Source organism: Pseudomonas syringae pv. tomato str. DC3000, from assembly GCF_000007805.1.
Classification (GTDB): domain Bacteria; phylum Pseudomonadota; class Gammaproteobacteria; order Pseudomonadales; family Pseudomonadaceae; genus Aquipseudomonas; species Aquipseudomonas avellanae.
In genome coordinates this window covers 2,362,116-2,381,117 of record NC_004578.1, presented here as the reverse complement: position 1 = coordinate 2,381,117, position 19,002 = coordinate 2,362,116, and the positions used below count along the sequence as shown (strand labels likewise).

12 protein-coding genes are annotated in these 19,002 nt (G+C 62.0%); 9 read left to right on the top strand and 3 right to left on the bottom strand.

Annotation, left to right across the window (positions count from 1 at the left end; translation table 11 throughout):
- Positions 1-382: 382 nt before the first annotated feature.
- Positions 383-2,398: an excinuclease ABC subunit UvrB gene (gene uvrB / locus PSPTO_RS11225; RefSeq protein ID WP_005769676.1), complete on the bottom strand. Its 2,016-nt coding sequence runs from the start codon at positions 2,396-2,398 to the stop codon at positions 383-385.
- A 378-nt stretch (positions 2,399-2,776) separates the two neighbouring features.
- Here uvrB and PSPTO_RS11220 point away from each other — a divergent pair, with 378 nt between their 5' ends.
- Together PSPTO_RS11220 and PSPTO_RS11215 are read left to right on the top strand one after the other, a co-directional pair.
- On the top strand, positions 2,777-3,973 hold the full coding sequence (locus PSPTO_RS11220) for an amino acid aminotransferase (RefSeq protein WP_011103882.1): 1,197 nt from the start codon (positions 2,777-2,779) through the stop codon (positions 3,971-3,973).
- Positions 3,974-4,115: 142 nt separating this feature from the next.
- A complete protein-coding gene (locus PSPTO_RS11215; RefSeq protein ID WP_005769679.1) occupies positions 4,116-4,433 on the top strand; it encodes a hypothetical protein in 318 nt (105 codons plus the stop codon).
- Positions 4,434-4,486: 53 nt separating this feature from the next.
- Here the strand turns inward: PSPTO_RS11215 and PSPTO_RS11210 are convergent, their stop codons facing one another.
- On the bottom strand, positions 4,487-6,808 hold the full coding sequence (locus PSPTO_RS11210; RefSeq protein WP_011103880.1) for an acylase: 2,322 nt from the start codon (positions 6,806-6,808) through the stop codon (positions 4,487-4,489).
- A 203-nt stretch (positions 6,809-7,011) separates the two neighbouring features.
- Between PSPTO_RS11210 and PSPTO_RS11205 the strand changes: the two genes are divergently transcribed.
- Genes PSPTO_RS11205 through PSPTO_RS11195 form a run of 3 tightly spaced genes read left to right on the top strand, consistent with a single transcriptional unit; the run spans position 7,012 to position 11,551 of the window.
- Positions 7,012-8,184 (top strand): efflux RND transporter periplasmic adaptor subunit, encoded by a 1,173-nt coding sequence (locus PSPTO_RS11205; protein WP_005769683.1) that lies wholly within the window; start codon positions 7,012-7,014, stop codon positions 8,182-8,184.
- Entirely contained in the window at positions 8,185-10,155 is a 1,971-nt protein-coding gene (locus tag PSPTO_RS11200; protein WP_005769685.1) for a MacB family efflux pump subunit, read from the top strand. It abuts the gene before it with no gap.
- A 7-nt stretch (positions 10,156-10,162) separates the two neighbouring features.
- Complete coding sequence (locus tag PSPTO_RS11195) at positions 10,163-11,551, top strand: efflux transporter outer membrane subunit (protein ID WP_046463311.1); 1,389 nt, start codon at positions 10,163-10,165, stop codon at positions 11,549-11,551.
- 114 nt (positions 11,552-11,665) lie between these two features.
- Here PSPTO_RS11195 and PSPTO_RS11185 read toward each other — a convergent pair whose 3' ends face one another.
- Positions 11,666-13,300: a twin-arginine translocation signal domain-containing protein gene (locus PSPTO_RS11185; protein ID WP_011103878.1), complete on the bottom strand. Its 1,635-nt coding sequence runs from the start codon at positions 13,298-13,300 to the stop codon at positions 11,666-11,668.
- A gap of 180 nt (positions 13,301-13,480) precedes the next feature.
- On the opposite strand from PSPTO_RS11185, the gene pvdM reads away from it, so the two are divergent.
- The 4 genes from pvdM (at position 13,481) to PSPTO_RS11165 (ending at position 18,807) form a co-directional block, all read left to right on the top strand.
- Positions 13,481-14,824: a pyoverdine-tailoring dipeptidase-like protein PvdM gene (pvdM, locus tag PSPTO_RS11180; RefSeq protein ID WP_007246323.1), complete on the top strand. Its 1,344-nt coding sequence runs from the start codon at positions 13,481-13,483 to the stop codon at positions 14,822-14,824.
- 42 nt (positions 14,825-14,866) lie between these two features.
- Positions 14,867-16,150 (top strand): aminotransferase class V-fold PLP-dependent enzyme, encoded by a 1,284-nt coding sequence (locus PSPTO_RS11175; protein ID WP_011103877.1) that lies wholly within the window; start codon positions 14,867-14,869, stop codon positions 16,148-16,150.
- Between the two features lie 48 nt (positions 16,151-16,198).
- Positions 16,199-17,077, top strand: coding sequence for a formylglycine-generating enzyme family protein (locus tag PSPTO_RS11170; protein WP_044390144.1), 879 nt, complete (start codon positions 16,199-16,201; stop codon positions 17,075-17,077).
- A 65-nt stretch (positions 17,078-17,142) separates the two neighbouring features.
- Positions 17,143-18,807, top strand: coding sequence for a cyclic peptide export ABC transporter (locus PSPTO_RS11165; protein ID WP_011103875.1), 1,665 nt, complete (start codon positions 17,143-17,145; stop codon positions 18,805-18,807).
- Positions 18,808-19,002: the final 195 nt, after the last annotated feature.

The window sequence follows — 19,002 nt, the reverse complement described above, 5'->3', positions numbered from 1 at the left end:
GTGTGGCAGGGGTGCAGCCAGATGGCTGCCCCCTATGCCGATTGATGGGGCCAAAGTGACCAAAGCCCCTGGCTCCGTTTCCGGCCCGACTTCGTCGGGTTCCTTCGCCCTGTCACTGATCCGGGGGTCGCCGCAACGGACCATCCATGGTCCGGTGCGGCTAGCCTGGCGTCCTGCCATGCTACCCCCGGATCAGCGCCAGGACTCAGCCGTCACTTACGTCGCACTCTGCGTCGTCAGTGCCACCGTGATCGAAAAGCGCGTATGGCGGCCTCATGCAGGCGCAGCAAGACATCGTGCGGCACTAAAGACTTGTGACGCAGAGCGTCACAACTGCATGCCGACGCGGAGCATCGACATGAGAGGTGGCGTGTCCAATGCTTCAAACCGCCAACAACCGCTCGCGCAATTTGCCGATCTCGTCGCGCATTTGCGCGGCGGCCTCGAATTCCAGGTCGCGGGCCAGTTGGTACATTTTTTCTTCCAGTTGGCGAATGCGCTTGTTGATCTCGCTCGGCGAGCGCAACTCGTTTTCGTAACGGGCGCTTTCTTCGGCGGCCTTGGCCATGCCTTTGCGCTTCTTGCTGCGCGAACCCGGCACGGTGGCACCTTCCATGATGTCGGCGACGTCCTTGAACACGCCTTTGGGCGTGATGCCGTGTTCCAGGTTGAAGGCGATCTGTTTCTCGCGACGTCGCTCGGTCTCGCCGATGGCGCGCTCCATCGATCCGGTGATGCGGTCGGCGTACAGAATCGCCCGCCCGTTGAGGTTACGCGCTGCCCGGCCGATGGTCTGGATCAGCGAGCGATCGGACCGCAGAAAGCCTTCCTTGTCGGCATCGAGAATCGCCACCAGCGACACTTCCGGCATGTCCAGGCCCTCACGCAGCAGGTTGATGCCCACCAGCACGTCAAACGTACCCAATCGCAAATCGCGAATGATCTCGACGCGCTCCACCGTGTCGATGTCCGAGTGCAGATAACGCACACGCACGCCGTGGTCGCTGAGGTAATCGGTCAGATCCTCGGACATGCGCTTGGTCAGCGTGGTGACCAGCACCCGCTCCTCCAGCGCCGCACGCTTGTGAATTTCCGACAAGAGGTCATCAACCTGAGTCAGCGCCGGGCGGATTTCGATCTGCGGGTCGACCAGACCGGTCGGGCGCACCACCTGCTCGACAATACGGCCTGCATGCTCCGCTTCATAGTTGCCCGGTGTCGCAGAAACAAAGATGGTCTGCGGGCTGATAGCTTCCCACTCGTCGAAGCGCATGGGCCGGTTGTCCAGCGCCGATGGCAGACGAAAACCGTACTCGACCAGGGTTTCCTTGCGTGAACGGTCGCCTTTGTACATCGCGCCGACCTGCGGCACGCTGACGTGGGACTCGTCGATCACCAGCAAAGCATCGGCGGGCAGGTAGTCGAACAAGGTCGGCGGCGGCGCGCCGGACGGACGACCCGACAGGTAGCGCGAGTAGTTCTCGATACCGTTGCAGTAACCCAGCTCCAGCATCATTTCCAGATCGAAACGGGTGCGCTGCTCCAGACGCTGGGCTTCCACCAGCTTGTTCTGGCTGCGAAGGTATTCCAGCCGCTCTTGCAGCTCGACCTTGATCCCTTCCATCGCCTCGACCAGCGTTTCGCGTGGCGTGACGTAGTGGCTCTTCGGGTAAAAGGTGAAGCGCGGCAGTTTGCGGATCACCTCGCCAGTCAGCGGATCGAACGCCGACAGACTCTCGACTTCGTCATCGAACAGCTCGATACGGATCGCTTCAAGGTCGGATTCGGCCGGGTAGATGTCGATCACGTCGCCACGCACCCTGAACGTCGCGCGGGCAAAGTCCATGTCATTGCGGGTGTATTGCAGGTCCGCCAGACGCCGCAGCAAGGCGCGCTGGTCGAGTTTGTCGCCGCGGTCGACGTGCAGCACCATGCGCAGGTAGGTTTCCGGGCTGCCCAGACCATAGATGCATGACACGGTTGTAACGATAATCGCGTCCTTGCGCTCCAGCAGCGCCTTGGTCGCAGACAGCCGCATCTGCTCGATGTGGTCGTTGATCGACGCATCCTTCTCGATGAAGGTGTCCGACGACGGCACATATGCTTCAGGCTGGTAGTAGTCGTAGTAAGAAACGAAATACTCCACGGCGTTGTTGGGGAAGAACGCCTTGAACTCGCCATACAGCTGCGCCGCCAGGGTCTTGTTCGGCGCCAGCACCAGCGTCGGACGCTTGATCTGGGAAATGACGTTGGCAATGCTGAACGTCTTGCCCGAGCCGGTTACACCCAGCAAGGTCTGGTGCGCGAGCCCCGCGTCGATCCCTTCGACCAGTTGGCGAATGGCCTCGGGCTGATCACCGGCTGGCTCAAAACGGGTAACGAGCTGGAACTCGGACATAAATGACCTCTTGATTCATACCGGACTTGATTCGTACGCGACAGGATCGCGCGAAGGGCTCGCCTGCACCTGACTGGGCAGGCCAGGACGAAATCATCGCCAACGCCCGATCCCGCAGGGAAAGTGCGTACGATGTTTTGAAATGATGTTTACTAGATGGAGCCATATGCTGGCCTTTCAAGTCACGCACCTAAAGCATTGAGGTTTGAACGGCACGAACGTTCTGCAAATATGCGCAAAAACCTGTAAAAAACCCGCCCCGCCCTGTCGCCCGACGAGGGGATGCTCTCTATACTAGCCCCTGCTTGCGCACCGCTCCGGCGCATCGAGCCGCAGCGTGTAGCCCCCTTCCCACTCTTCATCAAGAGCCGCCGCACAATGAGCCTGTTCTCCGCTGTCGAAATGGCACCCCGCGATCCGATCCTGGGTATCAACGAAGCCTTCAACGCCGACACCCGTACCACCAAGGTCAACCTTGGCGTGGGCGTCTACTGTGATGAAGACGGGCGCATTCCTCTGCTGCGTGCCGTGGCTGAAGCTGAAAAGATTCGTGTCGCCCAGCACGCGCCGCGCGGCTACCTGCCGATCGACGGCATTGCCGCCTACGACCAGGCCGTGCAAAAACTGTTGCTGGGTGCCGATTCACCGCTGATCGCCTCGGGCCGGGTGCTAACCACTCAATCGGTGGGCGGCACGGGTGCTTTGAAGATCGGTGCCGACTTCCTCAAGCAACTGCTGCCCAATGCGGTGGTGGCCATCAGCGACCCAAGCTGGGAAAACCATCGCGCGCTGTTCGAAACCGCCGGTTTCCCGGTGCAGAACTATCGTTACTACGACGCCGCCACGCATGACGTGAACCGCGCCGGCATGCTCGAAGACCTGCACAACCTGCCGAACAACTCGGTGGTGGTGCTGCACGCCTGCTGCCACAACCCGACTGGCGTCGATCTGAGCCTGGACGACTGGAAAAAAGTGCTGGAAGTGGTCAAGGCCAAGGGCCACGTACCGTTTCTGGACATGGCTTACCAGGGCTTTGGCCAAGGCATTCAGGAAGACGCGCTGGCGGTGCGCCTGTTCGCCGAGTCGGGCCTGACCTTCTTCGCTTCCAGCTCGTTCTCCAAATCGCTGTCGCTGTATGGCGAGCGCGTCGGTGCGCTGTCGATCATCACAGAATCCAAGGAAGAAACCGCCCGCGTTCTGTCGCAGGTCAAGCGTGTGATCCGCACCAACTACTCCAACCCGCCGACCCACGGCGCGATCATTTCCGCCGCCGTCCTCAACGACCCGGCCCTGCGCGCGATGTGGGAAGAAGAACTCGGCGAGATGCGCGTGCGCATTCAGGGCATGCGCAAGGCGATGGTCGAGCGTCTGGCCGACAACCCGGCCGGCCAGGATTTCAGCTTCGTCGGCCGTCAGTGCGGCATGTTCTCCTACTCCGGCCTGACCGCCGCCCAGGCCCAGCGCCTACGCAGTGAATTCGGCATCTACGCGCTGGACACCGGCCGTATCTGCGTGGCCGCGCTGAATCAGAAAAATATCGATGCGGTGTGTGAGGCGATCAAGAAGGTTCTTTAAGCTGCAAGCTGCAAGCTGCAAGAAAAAGCAGGACCGCTTTAGCTTAGCTGACGCTCCACTGAGTACTTTCCATCGAACGATCCGAAAAACCCTGCCTCGAAAGCTTGTCAGACCCTTTTCTGAATCAGCTATCGAGGTAGTCATGTCCATCGAACCCCAACGTCAGAAAGAACAGCCACCCGGCCAGCACACGCCAGCGGATCAGGGCCCGGATCGCAATGATCCGGCCATCGAGCCGCAGGTTTCGGACGTAGAGCCGGAGACTGAAAAAGGTGACGGCCAGACGCAAGGCCAGACCCCTGCCCCCAGCCAAAGCCAGTCACAAAGTCAGAATCAGAGCCAGCAGTCCAACGGCAGCGCTTACGTGCCTGACTATGAGCCGCAGGAAAAAAAGGAAGACCAGCGCAATCATCAGCCCACTCAAGGCACTGATGCTGATATCGACACCAATGCGGGCTGAATGAAATGACACAAAAGCGCATTTGGGCCAGATGGCCCAAACGCGCTTGCACTCTATTCCTTGACCACCTGCACCTGATACGCCGGATCAGCCTTGATCTGCTGTTCAGTGAACGGCAACACACTCCAGTGCTTTTTTGAAAACGCTTCGGTCTGGTCCCTTGAATGGGCCGACTGCGGGTTGCTCGACTCGGAAAACGCCAGCAAACCTTGCGCCTTCGGGCCATGCTCATCAAACGTTACCACCTGTAAGTAGCTGGTGCCGCTGACCACTTCGCGCTTGCCGTCCCTGCCCGCGACCGTCTGCATGGCGTTATAGATGCCCAGCCCGGCCGGCCCACCGTGAATCGGAATTGGTTTGCCGCTGATGCTGGAAACCTGAATATCGCCCCATCGGGTATCGGCAGAGAGACCGGCCTTGGCCACCTCATCGACCGCCGCAAGCATGGCGGCGCGCAGCGCGGTGGCGACTTCCGGGTATTCAATGGCCAGCCCGCTGGGCGTATGGACCGGGTTCTGCGGGTCGAACACCACCCGCCAGCGAGAGGCGACGGCCTGCATGGACGTCACGATGCGCTGGAAGTACACAAACCCGATACCGCTGTTCAGGTCAGCACGTCCGTCCCAGGCTTTCAGTGCGGTACACAAAGGTGCCAGACGCGCGGCATCGTCACCCAGCTCCGAGGCGCAGAATTTCAGCAGGTCCGGCAGCACTTGCCCGGCGTGATACACCTCGTTGTCCATGACCATCGCTTGCAGGTTCTCGACGCTGACCTTGCCCGTCTTCTCAAGGCTGCTCAGCCGATCCAGTGCAAAACGTGCACGCTGGCCCAGCGGCTGACCGTCCTGGCTGATCAGCGGCGAGAAGTCCTTCAGCGGCGCAGCCGGATTGACCATCCAGGCCGAGTCATTGGAGTGCTGAACGAAATCGGTGCGCAGCAGTTGCGGCTGGCGCGAGGACGGGTAAATACCCGCTTGCGCAGCCTCGGGAGACACGTCCCAGTTGCACTCGCTGCGCGAGCCATCGAGCACGATCAGTTCGGTGCCGATACGCGGGTCACTGCACCTGGCGAGCTTCACAGCGTCAACGTTCGGCACCACCGAAATATTCATGTACAGCGCCTGCCCCTTGGCATCGACTGCCAGGGTGTTGACCCACGGAATGCCCTGAATCCTGTGCACCGAATCCTGAAACGCCTTGAGGCTGTCAGCCTGATCCATCGCATACCACTGCTGCAACACCCGATCGTTTTTCAGGTTGGCATCACGCAGGCTGAAGGCGAACTTGTCATCCCAGTCCAGCTTGCCCGGCCACTGCACCACCGGGCCGAATTTCGATGAATAAATGATGCGCGGCACAGCCTTGAGAGTGCCGTCTGCCTGCTTCACCTCGACGCTGACCTGCTGTTTACCCATCGCGACCGATTTGCCATCCAGCAAGTAACGAGTCGAGTCTTTCGGATCGAGTTGCAAGCGGTGCAGGGTGAAGTGTTTCGATGTATCGACGGTGTGGCTCCAGGCCAGATGCTGGTTGAAGCCGATGTTGATCAGCGGCAGACCCGGCAGCGCCGCGCCCATGACGTCCAGCTTGCCGGGGATGGTCAGGTGCATCTGATAGAAACGCATGCCGCCACCCCACGGAAAGTGCGGATTGGCCAGCAGCATGCCGCGCCCGTTAGCGGACAAGTCACGCCCCACTGCCACTGCATTGCTGCCGCGCTCCAGCGCAAAGCGTTCGTTGCGCGCGGCGGCCAGTTGCAGCGCCTGCACCTGCTGGCTATCAACCTGCAATGGCTTTTGCGTCGAAGGCGGTTTGGCACCGGCAAAGGCTTCGGTGAACTGCCCCACTCCGCCCTCGACCAGCAAACGACGCGTCAGGCGTACCAGATCGTCAGTGCTGATCGGCCGTACCCACTCCGCCGCGCAGGGTTGCGGCAGCCCTTGGGTGGTCTGCTCGGCCAGCGAACGGTTGTAACCGGCGACATAACCCTGCATCAAATGGCGAATCTCGGCTGGCTGGGCTTTCCAGAAATCCGCCAGCGCTTGCGGAGTATTGAGCCATTTGAACAACAGGTCGCTGGCCATGTTATTGCGCTGTTCAAGGGTCGCCTTGTCCGGCCCGAAATAACGAGAGCGCTCGCCGTTGACGGTGACGACTTCATTGGCCAACAGGCACAGGTTGTCCTGCGCATAGGCGTAACCGATGCCGTAACCCAGGCCTCGCTCGTCATCGGCGACGATGTGCGGCACGCCAAAACCGGTGCGCCGGATCTCGGCGCCAGCGGCCTTTTGTTCATGCGCAACCAGCGCCTGCGCAGGCAAAACCACAGCGACCGAAAGGCCTGCAAACAGAAAACCGGGCAATGCTCTAGACATAATCACGCTGACCTCACCTCGACAACACGACCCGAATTGGCCGCCCCCCGTTAAACGAAGCGCGGGCGAAAATTTTTAGCTGATTCGTCCAAACGGTGATCGGCGCTAAATTCCGGCCTGCATTTCTCGTTTAACTGGCAGCTCTGTTTGAAGAGCAGCCCCGAGCCGTCGACTGACTGATATCTCCCCACGCAGGACTCTGCATGAAACGCTCTCGATACCCTCGACGCGCCCTTCTGGTGGCGCTGTGCCTGTTCCCGGTCATTGCCGTGTGTGCCTGGCAGATCCTGCCCGACGGCACGGGCACTGTATCGACCGTGACAGTGACCCGCGGCACTATCGAAAACAGCGTGACAGCACTGGGCACCCTGCAACCGCGCAGTTACGTGGACGTCGGCTCGCAGGCCAGCGGGCAGATCCTGAAGATTCATGCGCAGGTGGGTGATCAGGTCAAGGAAGGCGATTTGCTGGTGGAAATCGACCCATCGACGCAAAAAGCCAAGCTCGACGCCGCGCGCTACGCCATCGACAACCTCAAGGCCCAGCTTCAGGAGCAGCGTGCGCTGCACGAGCTGGCCGAGCAAAAGCAACAACGGCAGAAAAGCCTTGCCGCAGGCGGTGCCACGCGTGCCGAGGACGTGCAGGCGGCGCAATCGGAATTTCGTGCCACCCAGGCAAGGGTCGACATGTTCAAGGCGCAGATTCTCGAAGCCCAGGCCGCGCTACGCAGTGACGAAGCGGCGCTGGGTTACACCCGCATTTACGCGCCCATGAGCGGCACCGTTGTCGCGCTGGATGCCCGCGAGGGTCAGACCCTCAATGCGCAACAACAGACCCCGTTGATTCTGCGCATCGCCCGGTTGTCGCCCATGACCGTCTGGGCCGAAGTCTCGGAAGCCGACATCGGCCACGTCAAACCGGGTATGACCGCTTATTTCACTACGCTTAGCGGCGGCAACCGGCGCTGGAACAGTACCGTGCGGCAGATTCTGCCGGTGCCGCCCAGGCCGCTGGACCAGGCCAATCAGGGCGGCGGCAGCCCGAGCAGTTCGCGTAAAAGCGGTGGTGGCCGAGTGGTGCTCTACACCGTGCTGCTGGATGTCGACAACAGCGATCAGGCGCTGATGGCAGAAATGACCGCGCAGATCTTCTTCGTCGCCGGCAAAGCCGAAAATACCCTCACCGCCCCGCTCGCGGCCCTGCAAAACGGCGCGCAAGCCGATGTTCAGACCGCACAGGTGCTGGCCGCCAATGGTGAGGTACAGAAGCGCCAGGTACGCACCGGGATCAGTGACCGTCTGCGCGTGCAGATTCTCGACGGGCTCAGCGAAGGTGATCGCCTGCTGGTGCCCGCTCCCGTCGGCAGCGGAGGCTAGATGCACACGCCGCTGATCGACCTGCGGGGCATCCGCAAATCCTACGGCGGTGGCGACAGCCCGCGCGTCAACGTGCTGCGCGGCATCGACCTGTCGATCCATGCCGGCGAGTTCGTGGCAATTGTCGGCGCGTCCGGCTCCGGCAAATCGACGCTGATGAACATCCTCGGCTGCCTGGACCGCCCGACCTCGGGTGAATACCTGTTCGCCGGGGAAAACGTTGCCGAACTGGGCGGCGACGAACTGGCATGGCTGCGTCGCGAAGCGTTTGGCTTCGTGTTTCAGGGCTACCACCTGATCCCGTCCGGCTCGGCGCAGGAAAACGTCGAGATGCCGGCCATCTACGCCGGTACGCCCGCCGCAGAGCGCCACGCACGGGCTGCTGCCCTGCTCGACCGCCTGGGCCTGGCGTCACGCACTGGCAACCGTCCACACCAGTTGTCCGGTGGCCAGCAGCAACGGGTGTCCATCGCCCGCGCCTTGATGAATGGCGGGCACATCATTCTTGCCGACGAACCGACCGGTGCACTGGACAGCCACAGCGGTGCCGAGGTCATGACCTTGCTGGACGAACTGGCCAGCCAGGGGCATGTGGTGATTCTGATTACCCACGACCGGGAAGTCGCCGCGCGTGCCAATCGGGTCATCGAGATCAGCGACGGTCTGGTGATCAGCGATACCGCCCGCGATCTGTCCACGCCACGTTCAGCCAACCCGGCCGCCTTGCAGGCCGTCGATCTGCGCAAGCGCCTGAGCGAGGGCAGTGGCAGTCACGGTGCCTGGAAAGGCGAGCTGCTCGACGCGATTCAGGCGGCGTGGCGCGTCATGTGGGTCAACCGTTTTCGTACTGCGCTGACGTTGTTGGGCATCGTCATCGGCGTCGCGTCGGTGGTGGTCATGCTGGCGGTCGGTGAAGGCAGCAAGCGCCAGGTCATGGCGCAGATGTCTTCGTTTGGCTCAAACATCATTTATCTGAACGGCAAGGCACCCAACCCGCGCGCGCCCAAAGGCGTCATCACCCTGGAAGAAGTCGCCGCGCTGGGCGAGTTGCCCGAGGTAAAAATGATCATGCCGGTCAATGGCGGACAGGCCGGGGTGCGCTTCGGCAATGTCGATCACTCAAGCTACGTCGGCGGCAACGACACGCACTTTCCGGCGATTTTCAACTGGCCGGTGGCCGAAGGCAGCTATTTCAGCGAGGCCGACGAGCAAGGCGCAGCCGCCGTGGCAGTGATTGGTTACAAAGTCCGGCAGAAACTGTTCGGCGATCGCATCGACCCTATCGGTCAATACATCCTGATCGAAAACGTGCCGTTTCAAGTGGTCGGCGTGCTCCAGGAAAAAGGCGCGACCTCGGGCGATCTGGACAGCGATAACCGCATCGCCATTCCGTATTCGTCGGCCAGCATCCGCCTGTTCGGCTCGCAGGACCCTGAGTACATCACCATAGCCACCCGCGACGCCAATAACGTCAAGCAAGCCGAAGCCGCGATTCGCACCCTGCTGCAACGCCTGCACAACGGCAAGCAGGATTACGAGCTGACCAACAACGCCGCAATGATCCAGGCCGAAGCGCGCACCCAGAACACCCTGTCACTGATGCTCGGCTCGATTGCCGCCATTTCGCTGCTGGTCGGCGGCATCGGTGTGATGAACATCATGCTGATGACCGTGCGTGAACGTACCCGTGAGATCGGCATCCGCATGGCCACCGGGGCGCGGCAGCGTGACATTCTGCGCCAGTTCCTCACCGAAGCGGTGATGCTCTCGGTGGTCGGCGGGCTGGCCGGTATCGTACTGGCGCTGGCGATGGGCGCGGCTTTGCTGGCGAGCAAGGTGGCGGTGGCCTTCACCCTGTCTGCGGTGATTGGTGCCTTTGCCTGCGCGCTCGTCACCGGCGTGATTTTCGGTTTCATGCCTGCCCGCAAAGCTGCCCGGCTTGACCCGGTGGCGGCCCTTACCAGTGAATGACCATTCGATGAAGCCATGCCTTTCCCTGCTGACCGTCTGCCTGTTGCTGAGCGCTTGCAACACACCTGCCCCGCGTCTGGACAGCGGCGTCCAGCCACCCGCGCGCTGGGCGTTTGCCGAGCGCGCTGCCAGCCAGCGTAATGATGCCCAATGGTGGCAACGCTTCGGCAGCGCGGAACTGAACCGTTTGATCGCCCAGGCAAGTCGGGACAGCCATGAAGTGGCTGCGGCGATGGCGCGCGTGCGTCAGGCCCAGGCCACCGCCATCATCGGTGGTGCGCCGTTGCTGCCGGAACTGGCCTTTGACCTGCGCGGCGAACGCAACAAGTTCGTGCGCAACAGCGACCGCAAGGCCAACCCGTCCGACGACAACAACACCAACAACTTCACCAGCGATCTGACTGCCAGCTACGAAGTGGATTTCTGGGGTGGCATCGCGGCCGGACGCGACAGCGCGTTACAAGGCCTGCGCGCCAGCGAGTTCGATCAGGCGACCGTGGAGCTGACCCTGCTCAGCAACGTTGCCGACCGCTATGCGCAAACCCTGGCGGCGCGTGAACAAGGCCGGATTGCAGGACTCAACCTGGCCAATGCGCAGAGCGTTTTGAAGCTGGTGCAGACCCGTTTTGATTCGGGCTCGGCCACTGCACTGGAACTGGCACAGCAGAAGAATCTGGTCGCCACCCAGCAGCGCGAATTGCCGCGCATTCAGCAACTGGCCAACGAACAGTTGATCACCCTTGCGGCGCTGCTCGGCCAGCCGGTGCAGCACCTCAAACTGAGCGATCAGGGCTTCGACACCTTGAACTGGCCGGACATCGGCGCAGGCGTGCCCAGCGAGCTGCTGACCCGCCGTCCTGATCTGGCCAAGGCCGAAGCCGAACTGACGGCGGCGCAGGCCAACGTCACCGTGGCCCGCGCGGCGATGCTGCCGAAACTGACGCTGAGCGCCAGGCTGGGCACCGAAGCGACCCGCGCCGAAGACTGGCTGCGTGCACCGTTCAGCAGCCTGGCCGCCGGTCTGGTCGGGCCGATCTTCAATAATGGGCGCTTGGGCGCTGAACGCGACCGCGCATTGGCTCGCCAGCAAGAACTGCTGGAAACCTACCGCGGCGCGATCATCAACAGCTTCGCCGACGTCGAAAAAGCCCTGAACAGCATCAGCGGCCTCGACCAGCAACGCTACTGGCACGAAGAGGAACTTAAACAGGCGCAAACCGCCTTCCGCATTGCCCAGAGCCGCTACGAAGCCGGCGCCGAGGACTTGCTGACCGTACTGGAAACCCAACGCACGCTGTACCTGGCGCAGGATGTAAGTGTGCAGTTGCGGCTAGCAAGGGTGCAGACAAGCATTGCGCTGTACAAAGCACTGGGTGGGGGTTGGCAGGTGCGCTGAGCGCACGATCCACTATCGTGCGACGCAGAGCGTCGAGAACTGCATTCCCACGCTGGAGCGTGCGGAACGATAGTCTCAACTATCGTGCGACGCTCCGCGTCGGCATGCCGCTCGCTAAAACCACCTCTCCGGCAACAGATTCCTTGCATACCAAGGTCTGCGCGGTACGCGGCGCAGCAGGTTGCTCAATTTGTCATCCGCCGCAAAGGTAATGCGCAGCGCAAGCTTCATCACTTCCGGGTCCATTTCCATGGTCGTGCCCGCCGTCTGCCCCGGCACGGTGCTGCAACCGTGGGTTTCCGGTCCCAGCCACGGGTCGCTGACTTCAACCCAGCGGCCCGGTGCGAACCATGGCACGCCGTTGACGTCCAGGCGTTTCACTTCGCCCGGATGAAAGCGCTCATGGGCGCGGAACCAGTCGTCGATGCGGTCGTCGATCCAGCCGTGGAACATCCAGAACACCGGGTTCACGTGCGACGAGAACGGGTCGGCGAGAAAGTCGTTTTCCGGCTCGAACCAGCGCTCGGCGAAGTCATCCGAGCGGCGTGCCATCGGCACCGGCTGGCCATTGGCCGGGTCGCGCGCCACCGAGGCCCAGCGCATGTGCAGCCAGTCGTGCAGCTCCAGCTCGACCTGCGAACCGAACTGCCCCAACGTCAGCTTCGACAGAAAACGCGGATCGCGGTACTGCGATTCCCACACCTCAAAATGCGTGTGGTACGTCTCGTGGCTTTTGATGTCGCTGACCAGCTGCGTGTACTCCTCATCACCCTGCGCCAGCCAGTTGGGCGGCAAGGCGCAGCCGTCGTGATTGTCGAAGTAGCGGGCAAAGCCCAGCCGGTCACGCTCCAGCTCCGGTTGCGGCAACGGAAAGCGCGGCCACGACGGCAGGTCTTGAATCTTGCGCGCCTGGATCAGCATGTGCCGGTGCATGTAGAAAAAGTCTTCACCCGACCCATTACGGTCCTTGCGCGGTCCACGGGCATCACGTTCTTTGTCGCGTGGCCCCGGCTGCCAGCCGATACCGCGCAGGGCATCGCGTTTATCCTCGGGCAGTTTGTGCCATTTGTCCCGAGACGCATGCCAGAGCTGGTGAAACAGGCGATGCTCCCTGGAAACCAGCCAGGCCAGAAATGGCGGACTCAAAGCCACCCGCTCCCGCGCTTCGGGGAAAACCTGTTTGATGGCGATCAGGCGGTTTTCCAGCTCCGGCAGGGCCAATGGCCGATCCAGTCGCTCGACACGCCCGCTGAGCGTGCCGCTGCCGGCATTGCCGAACGCGCCCCAGACTTCATCGAGGGTCAGGCTGAATTCGTAATCCGGGGTGTCGCTGTGCGGATCGTTGCCCGCATGGCCGTCCATGACCCGCAGATACAGTTTCGCGGCATTGGCCGGTTGCAGGTCGCCGATCACCCGGAAGCGCGGCATGCCCTCGCCGCGCAACTGCTCGGCCGTGTCGATATAGCCGCGCAGGCCGCGCCCACGCGGGGCAATGTCGAGAAACATTTCCAGGCCTTGCAGCGGAGCTCCGCTCAGTCCGGCATCACGACCCTCGAAACGCAGGGTCCACACGCCACGCAGTTTGTCGGCCAGACGCTGAGTGGCGGTGTCCGCAGGCCCGGCCGTGGCCTCGCCCGGCGTCACGGGTTCCTCGACGCGGGTGAGTTCGCGGTGCGCGTAATAAGCAGCCGGAAGCGCCGCGCCGGTCAGCGCCAGCCCTGCCATGAACCCTCGTCGAGAAATCGTCATTGCCTACCTGTTCCAACCCGAGACCGCCGTTATCCAAGCTAGAACGTAAAACCGGCTGACAAATTTAGCTCAACGCCTGCACACAGCACGTTGTGCTAAATTTTTCGCCCATCCGCTCGTTCTCCACCAGATAGCAACGGCCCTTGCAGGCCGCGCCCCGGTTAATCAAACGAGACGGAAATGACAAGACCGCGTTGGAAAAAGGCTCTCTTCATCGGCCTGCCGCTGGCTCTGGCCATTAGTGCAGGCGCGGGTTTTCTGGCCTGGAATTACGGCTTGCCCGCCAGTTACCCGGTCAAGGTCATGAAGCAGGCCGACGACCTGCAAGAGCGGATCATTTCCTTCGACAGCCACATCACCGTGCCGATGAAATTCGGCAGTGAGGGCAACGAGGCCGACAAGGACGGTTCGGGGCAGTTCGACCTGGTGAAAACCGCCCGCGGCAGGCTCTCCGGCGCGGCGTTGACGATTTTTGGCTGGCCGGAAATCTGGAACGGCGACAACGCCCCGCATCGTCCGACCCCTGGTTTTGTTGACGAAGCACGCCACCAGCAGGAAGTGCGCTACAAAATCATCACCGGCCTGGTTCGCGATTTTCCCCATCAGGTCGGCATTGCCTACACCCCGGACGACATGCGCCGCCTGCACGGCGAGGGCAAGTTTGCGATCTTCATCAGCATGCTCAACGCCTACCCGCTGGGCGACGACCTGAACCTGCTGGACCACTGGACCGCGCGCGGCATGCGCATGTTCGGTTTCAGCTACGTGGGCAATAACAGCTGGGCGGATTCTTCACGCCCCCTGCCCTTTCTCAACGACACGCCCGACGCGCTGGGCGGCCTGTCAGAGATCGGCAAGCAGGCGGTGCAGCGCCTCAATGACCTGGGCGTGATCATCGACGTGTCGCAGATGTCCAGCAAGGCGCTGCTGCAGGTCAGCCAGCTGAGCCGCACGCCGATGGTCGCCTCGCACTCGGCACCGCGCGCGCTGGTGGACATCCCGCGCAACCTCAGCGACGAGGAACTGCAGCTCATCAAACAGAGCGGCGGTGTGGTGCAGATCGTGGCGTTTCCGGCCTATTTGAAGCCACTGACCCAGAAAACCCAGGACAAGCTCAACGCCCTGCGCAAGGATTTCGACCTGCCGCCATTGCCGAACCTGGCGATGGCGCTGATGCCGGGCGATCCGATCATCACCGTCTGGCCCGAACAGCGTTTCGGTGCCTACGCCAGCAAGCTGTACGCGATTCTTGAGGAAGAACCCAAGGCCACGGTCAAGGATTTCGTCGACGCCATCGACTACACCGTCAGGAAGATCGGTATCGACCATGTCGGCATCAGTTCCGACTTCAACGATGGCGGCGGCGTGAAAGGCTTTAACGACGTCAGTGAGGTCCGCAACGTGACCGCCGAGCTGATCGAACGCGGTTACGCCGAAGCCGACATCACCAAACTCTGGGGCGGCAACTTCCTGCGCGTCTGGGAACAGGTTCAGGCCTCGGCGCGCCCGGCGGCCAAACCATGAACCCTTTAAACGCCGCCACCCGATCATCAGGCGAAACCGCTCATGACTGACCGCAGAACCTTTCTCAAGCAGGCCGGGGTACTGGCTGCCGCCCTGCCACTGGGCTCCAGCCTGGCAACAGCAGCCGAACCAATAACAGCGCCCGAGCCAATAGCCACAGACAAATGGACACGCCTCAAACAGCTGTTCAATCAGGACCCGGATTACGTCCACTTTTCCAACTTTCTGGTCACCTCGCACCCCAAACCGGTGCGCGACGCCATTGAGCAGCATCGTGCACACATCGACCGCAATCCTGGCCTGGCCATGGATTGGGACCTGCAGGAAACCGAGCGCCGCGAACATGACGTTCGCGTCTGGGCTGGCAAGTACCTGAATGCCCAACCCGGCCAGATCGCCCTGACCGGCAGCACCACCGAAGGGCTGGCGATGATCTACGGCGGCCTGCATGTGCGCCCGGACCAGGAAATCCTCACCACCGAACACGAACACTCTTGCACCCGTGACATCCTCAAGTTTCGGCAGCAGCGCGAAGGCACACAGGTGCGCAAGATTCGCCTGTTCAAGGACTCGGCCACTGTTTCGGCAGACGAGATCATCGGCTCCATCGCCCGCAGCATTCAGCCGAAGACGCGCGTGCTGGGCATGACCTGGGTGCAGTCGGGCAGCGGCGTGAAGCTGCCTATCGGGGCCATCGGTGACCTGGTCGAAGAACACAACCGCAACCGCGACGACAAAGACCGCATTTTATATGTGGTCGATGGCGTGCACGGGTTTGGCGTCGAGAACCTGGATTTTCCGGACATGAACTGCGACTTCTACGTCGCGGGCACCCACAAGTGGATGTTTGGCCCGCGCGGCACCGGCATCGTGTGCGCGCGCTCGGAGCAGGTGAAGGACCTCACGCCGTTGATCCCGACGTTCTCGGAAGCGACCAACTTCGGCACGATCATGACGCCAGGCGGCTATCACTCGTTCGAGCATCGCTGGGCGCTGAACGAAGCGTTCAAGCTGCACCTGCAACTGGGCAAGGCCGAGGTGCAGTCGCGCATTCACGAGCTCAACAGCTACCTCAAGCAACGTCTTCATGCACAGCCCAATGTCGAGCTGGTGACGCCGATGGACCCTGCGCTGTCTGCGGGTTTCAGTTTTTTCCGGCTCAAGGGCCAGGAAAGTGACGAAGTGGCCGCGTGGCTGATGAAACAACACATGGTGGTCGATGCGGTGAGCCGCGACGTCGGCCCGGTGGTGCGCACTGCACCGGGGCTGCTGAACAACGAAGCCGAGATCGACCGCTTCATGGCCCTGCTCGGCCAGCGCGCCTGACGCGCACGCACTGAATCACCTGTTTTCCGCTTTCCATCGAGACCCGTCATGAAAAATACACTGCTGTCCCTTTCCGCCGTGCTCGGCCTGTTACTTGGAGGCACCGCCCTCGCCGCCACGCCCGTCTCGGTGCCCGCGCCGGTGCCCGCGCCCGGTAAGACATTCAAGGACTGCAAGGATTGCCCGGAAATGGTCGTGCTGCCTGCGGGCACGTTTACCATGGGCGCGCCCGAGGAAGAAATGGGCCGCCAGCCTGACGAAGGCCCGCTGCATGACGTGACCTTCGTCAAACCGTTCGCCATCAGCCAGTTTCAGGTACTGGCCGGCGAATGGGACGCCTATATCAAAAGCTCCGGTTACAAAATGCCGGACGGCGACACCCGTCCGGGCCGCGAGTGCAAGGCCGGCAAGCCACGCTACCCGCTGACCGCGCGCCAGCCCGCGGTGTGCATGGACTGGAACGAGGCCAAGGCCTACGTCGAATGGCTGTCCAAGAAGACCGGCAAGTCTTACCACATGGTCAGCGAAGCCCAGCGCGAATACGCGGCACGCGGCGGCAGCAAGGGCTCGTTCCCGTTCCCGATGGACGAAGGCAAGCCGTACAGCATTGCCAAACACGCCAACACCTACGGCCCGGAAGACGGTTTCAGCTACACCGCGCCCGCTGGCAGCTACAGCCCCAACGCTTTCGGCATCTACGACGCCCACGGCAACGTCTACGAATGGACCGCCGATTGCGAGACCAGCAATTACAACGGCGCGCCCACCGACGGCAGCGCGTGGCTGGCCGGCGATTGCACCTGGAAGATGATTCGCGGCAATGACTGGACCGAAGCACCGATCTTCTCCCGCTCCGGCAACCGCAACAGCCGCCAGCCCGACGTACGTGGCGACTGGCTGGGCTTTCGGGTCGCCCGCGACTTGTAACGCACTTCATGCGCGCGCCCTGCGATGGATGCAGGCCGCACTCACGGACACTGACGAGACACACCATGACCCGCAAAACTGAAAGCCTCGCCCGGGAAACCCTGAGGATCCTCAAGCCGTTCTGGTGGCTGGTGGCGCTGTCGACTGTGCTGGGCATCGTCAGTGGCCTGAGCGTCACCGGCCTGCTGGCCACCATCAACAATGCGCTGAACATGCCCGGCGGGCCAGACACCCACACCGCGCTGCTGTTCGCCGGGCTGTGTGTACTGACGCTGGCCTGCGCGACACTGTCCAATCTGTCGACCAACTACGTCGGCCAGCGCGTGGTCGCCAATCTGCGTCGCGAGCTGGCCGCCAAGGTGCTGGTCGCGCCCATCGAGCAACTGGAGCGCTACCGCTCCCACCGTTTGATTCCGGTGCTGCTCAACGACGTCAACACCCTCAGCACCTTCGCCCTGTCGGTCGCGCCGATGGTGATTTCGTTCACTGTCACGCTCGGCTGCCTGACTTATCTGGCGTTGTTGTCGTGGCAGATTCTGGCCCTGACCGTGCTCACCGTGGTGCTCGGCACGGGCGCGCAGTACCTGGCCCATGCGTTCGGCATGCGCAGCATTCTGGCGGCGCGCAACAGTGAAGACGAACTGCAGAAGCACTATCAGGCGCTGTCCGCAGGTGCCAAGGAACTGCGCATTCAGCGCAAGCGTCGTCAGCACATGCTCGATGAGAAGATTCACGGTGCCACCGAAAACATCTGCCGCTCGAACATTCGCGCCGCCAACATCTTCGTCAGCGCGGAAACCTTCGGTTCGATGCTGTTCTTTGCCGTGATCGGCATGGCCATCGCCTTCCAGGCCATGTGGCCGACCACTGAAAAGACCGTGCTGGGCGGCTTCGTGCTGGTGATGCTGTACATGAAAGGCCCGCTGGAAAGGCTGATTACCGCCCTGCCCGGTATCAGTCGCGCGCAGATCGCCATGCGCCGTATTGCCGAGCTGTCGTGGAAGTTTTCAAGCCCCGAACCACACCTGCTGGTCAGCGACCGCCCTAACTCGCTGGCGAATATGCAGACCCTGGAACTGCACAACCTGCGCTATGACTACCCGCCGGTCGAAGGCAGCGACGCCTTTCATCTCGGGCCGGTCGACTTGAGCATCAAACAGGGCGATATCGTGTTCATCGTCGGCGAGAACGGCTGCGGCAAGACCACGCTGATCAAGCTGCTGCTGGGCCTGTACACGCCGCAGCAAGGCGAAATCCACCTGAATGGCCAAGCCGTAACCCCGGAAAATCTCGACGATTACCGCCAACTGTTCACCACGATCTTCGCCGATTACTACCTGTTCGATGAGCCCCTGCAGGGTGAGGCCGCGTTGCCGCAAGACGCCGGCAAATACCTGGAGCGCCTGGACATCGCGCACAAGGTCAGCATCCAGGACGGCGCGTTTACCACCACCGACCTGTCCACCGGACAGCGCAAGCGTCTGGCGCTGATCAATGCGTGGCTGGACGAACGTCAGGTGCTGGTGTTCGACGAGTGGGCCGCCGACCAGGACCCGGCGTTCCGGCGCGTGTTCTACACCGAACTGCTACCGGAACTGAAGCAGCAAGGCAAGACCATCATCGTCATCTCTCACGACGACCGCTATTTCTACATCGCCGACCAACTGGTGCGCATGCAGGCGGGCCGGATCGAGGTCGAGCAGGCGCAGAGCCAGGCCGCTCAAGCCTGAATCCTCGACATTGAAACGCCCCGCCCGGCCTGGCCGCGAGCGGGGCTTTTTCTTTCCCGGCGTAGCCCGCCGCGGCCCACGCAGATAGCCAAGCGCCATCTTTTTTCGGGTTTTGTGAAAAATTCATTAAATAATCGTTAATCGCTTTCGTTCTCATTAACAGCGAACTGCGTGGACAGCCATTTTCCTGCCTGG

Excerpts from the sequence above, each read along its gene's own strand:
- PSPTO_RS11170 (WP_044390144.1), top strand. The coding sequence starts at position 16,199 with ATGAAAAATACACTGCTGTCCCTTTCCGCCGTGCTCGGCCTGTTACTT.
- PSPTO_RS11165 (WP_011103875.1), top strand. The coding sequence starts at position 17,143 with ATGACCCGCAAAACTGAAAGCCTCGCCCGGGAAACCCTGAGGATCCTC.
- PSPTO_RS11200 (WP_005769685.1), top strand. The coding sequence starts at position 8,185 with ATGCACACGCCGCTGATCGACCTGCGGGGCATCCGCAAATCCTACGGC.
- uvrB (WP_005769676.1), bottom strand. The coding sequence starts at position 2,398 with ATGTCCGAGTTCCAGCTCGTTACCCGTTTTGAGCCAGCCGGTGATCAG.
- PSPTO_RS11205 (WP_005769683.1), top strand. The coding sequence starts at position 7,012 with ATGAAACGCTCTCGATACCCTCGACGCGCCCTTCTGGTGGCGCTGTGC.
- PSPTO_RS11195 (WP_046463311.1), top strand. The coding sequence starts at position 10,163 with ATGAAGCCATGCCTTTCCCTGCTGACCGTCTGCCTGTTGCTGAGCGCT.
- PSPTO_RS11220 (WP_011103882.1), top strand. The coding sequence starts at position 2,777 with ATGAGCCTGTTCTCCGCTGTCGAAATGGCACCCCGCGATCCGATCCTG.
- PSPTO_RS11215 (WP_005769679.1), top strand. The coding sequence starts at position 4,116 with ATGTCCATCGAACCCCAACGTCAGAAAGAACAGCCACCCGGCCAGCAC.
- pvdM (WP_007246323.1), top strand. The coding sequence starts at position 13,481 with ATGACAAGACCGCGTTGGAAAAAGGCTCTCTTCATCGGCCTGCCGCTG.
- PSPTO_RS11175 (WP_011103877.1), top strand. The coding sequence starts at position 14,867 with ATGACTGACCGCAGAACCTTTCTCAAGCAGGCCGGGGTACTGGCTGCC.
- PSPTO_RS11185 (WP_011103878.1), bottom strand. The coding sequence starts at position 13,300 with ATGACGATTTCTCGACGAGGGTTCATGGCAGGGCTGGCGCTGACCGGC.
- PSPTO_RS11210 (WP_011103880.1), bottom strand. The coding sequence starts at position 6,808 with ATGTCTAGAGCATTGCCCGGTTTTCTGTTTGCAGGCCTTTCGGTCGCT.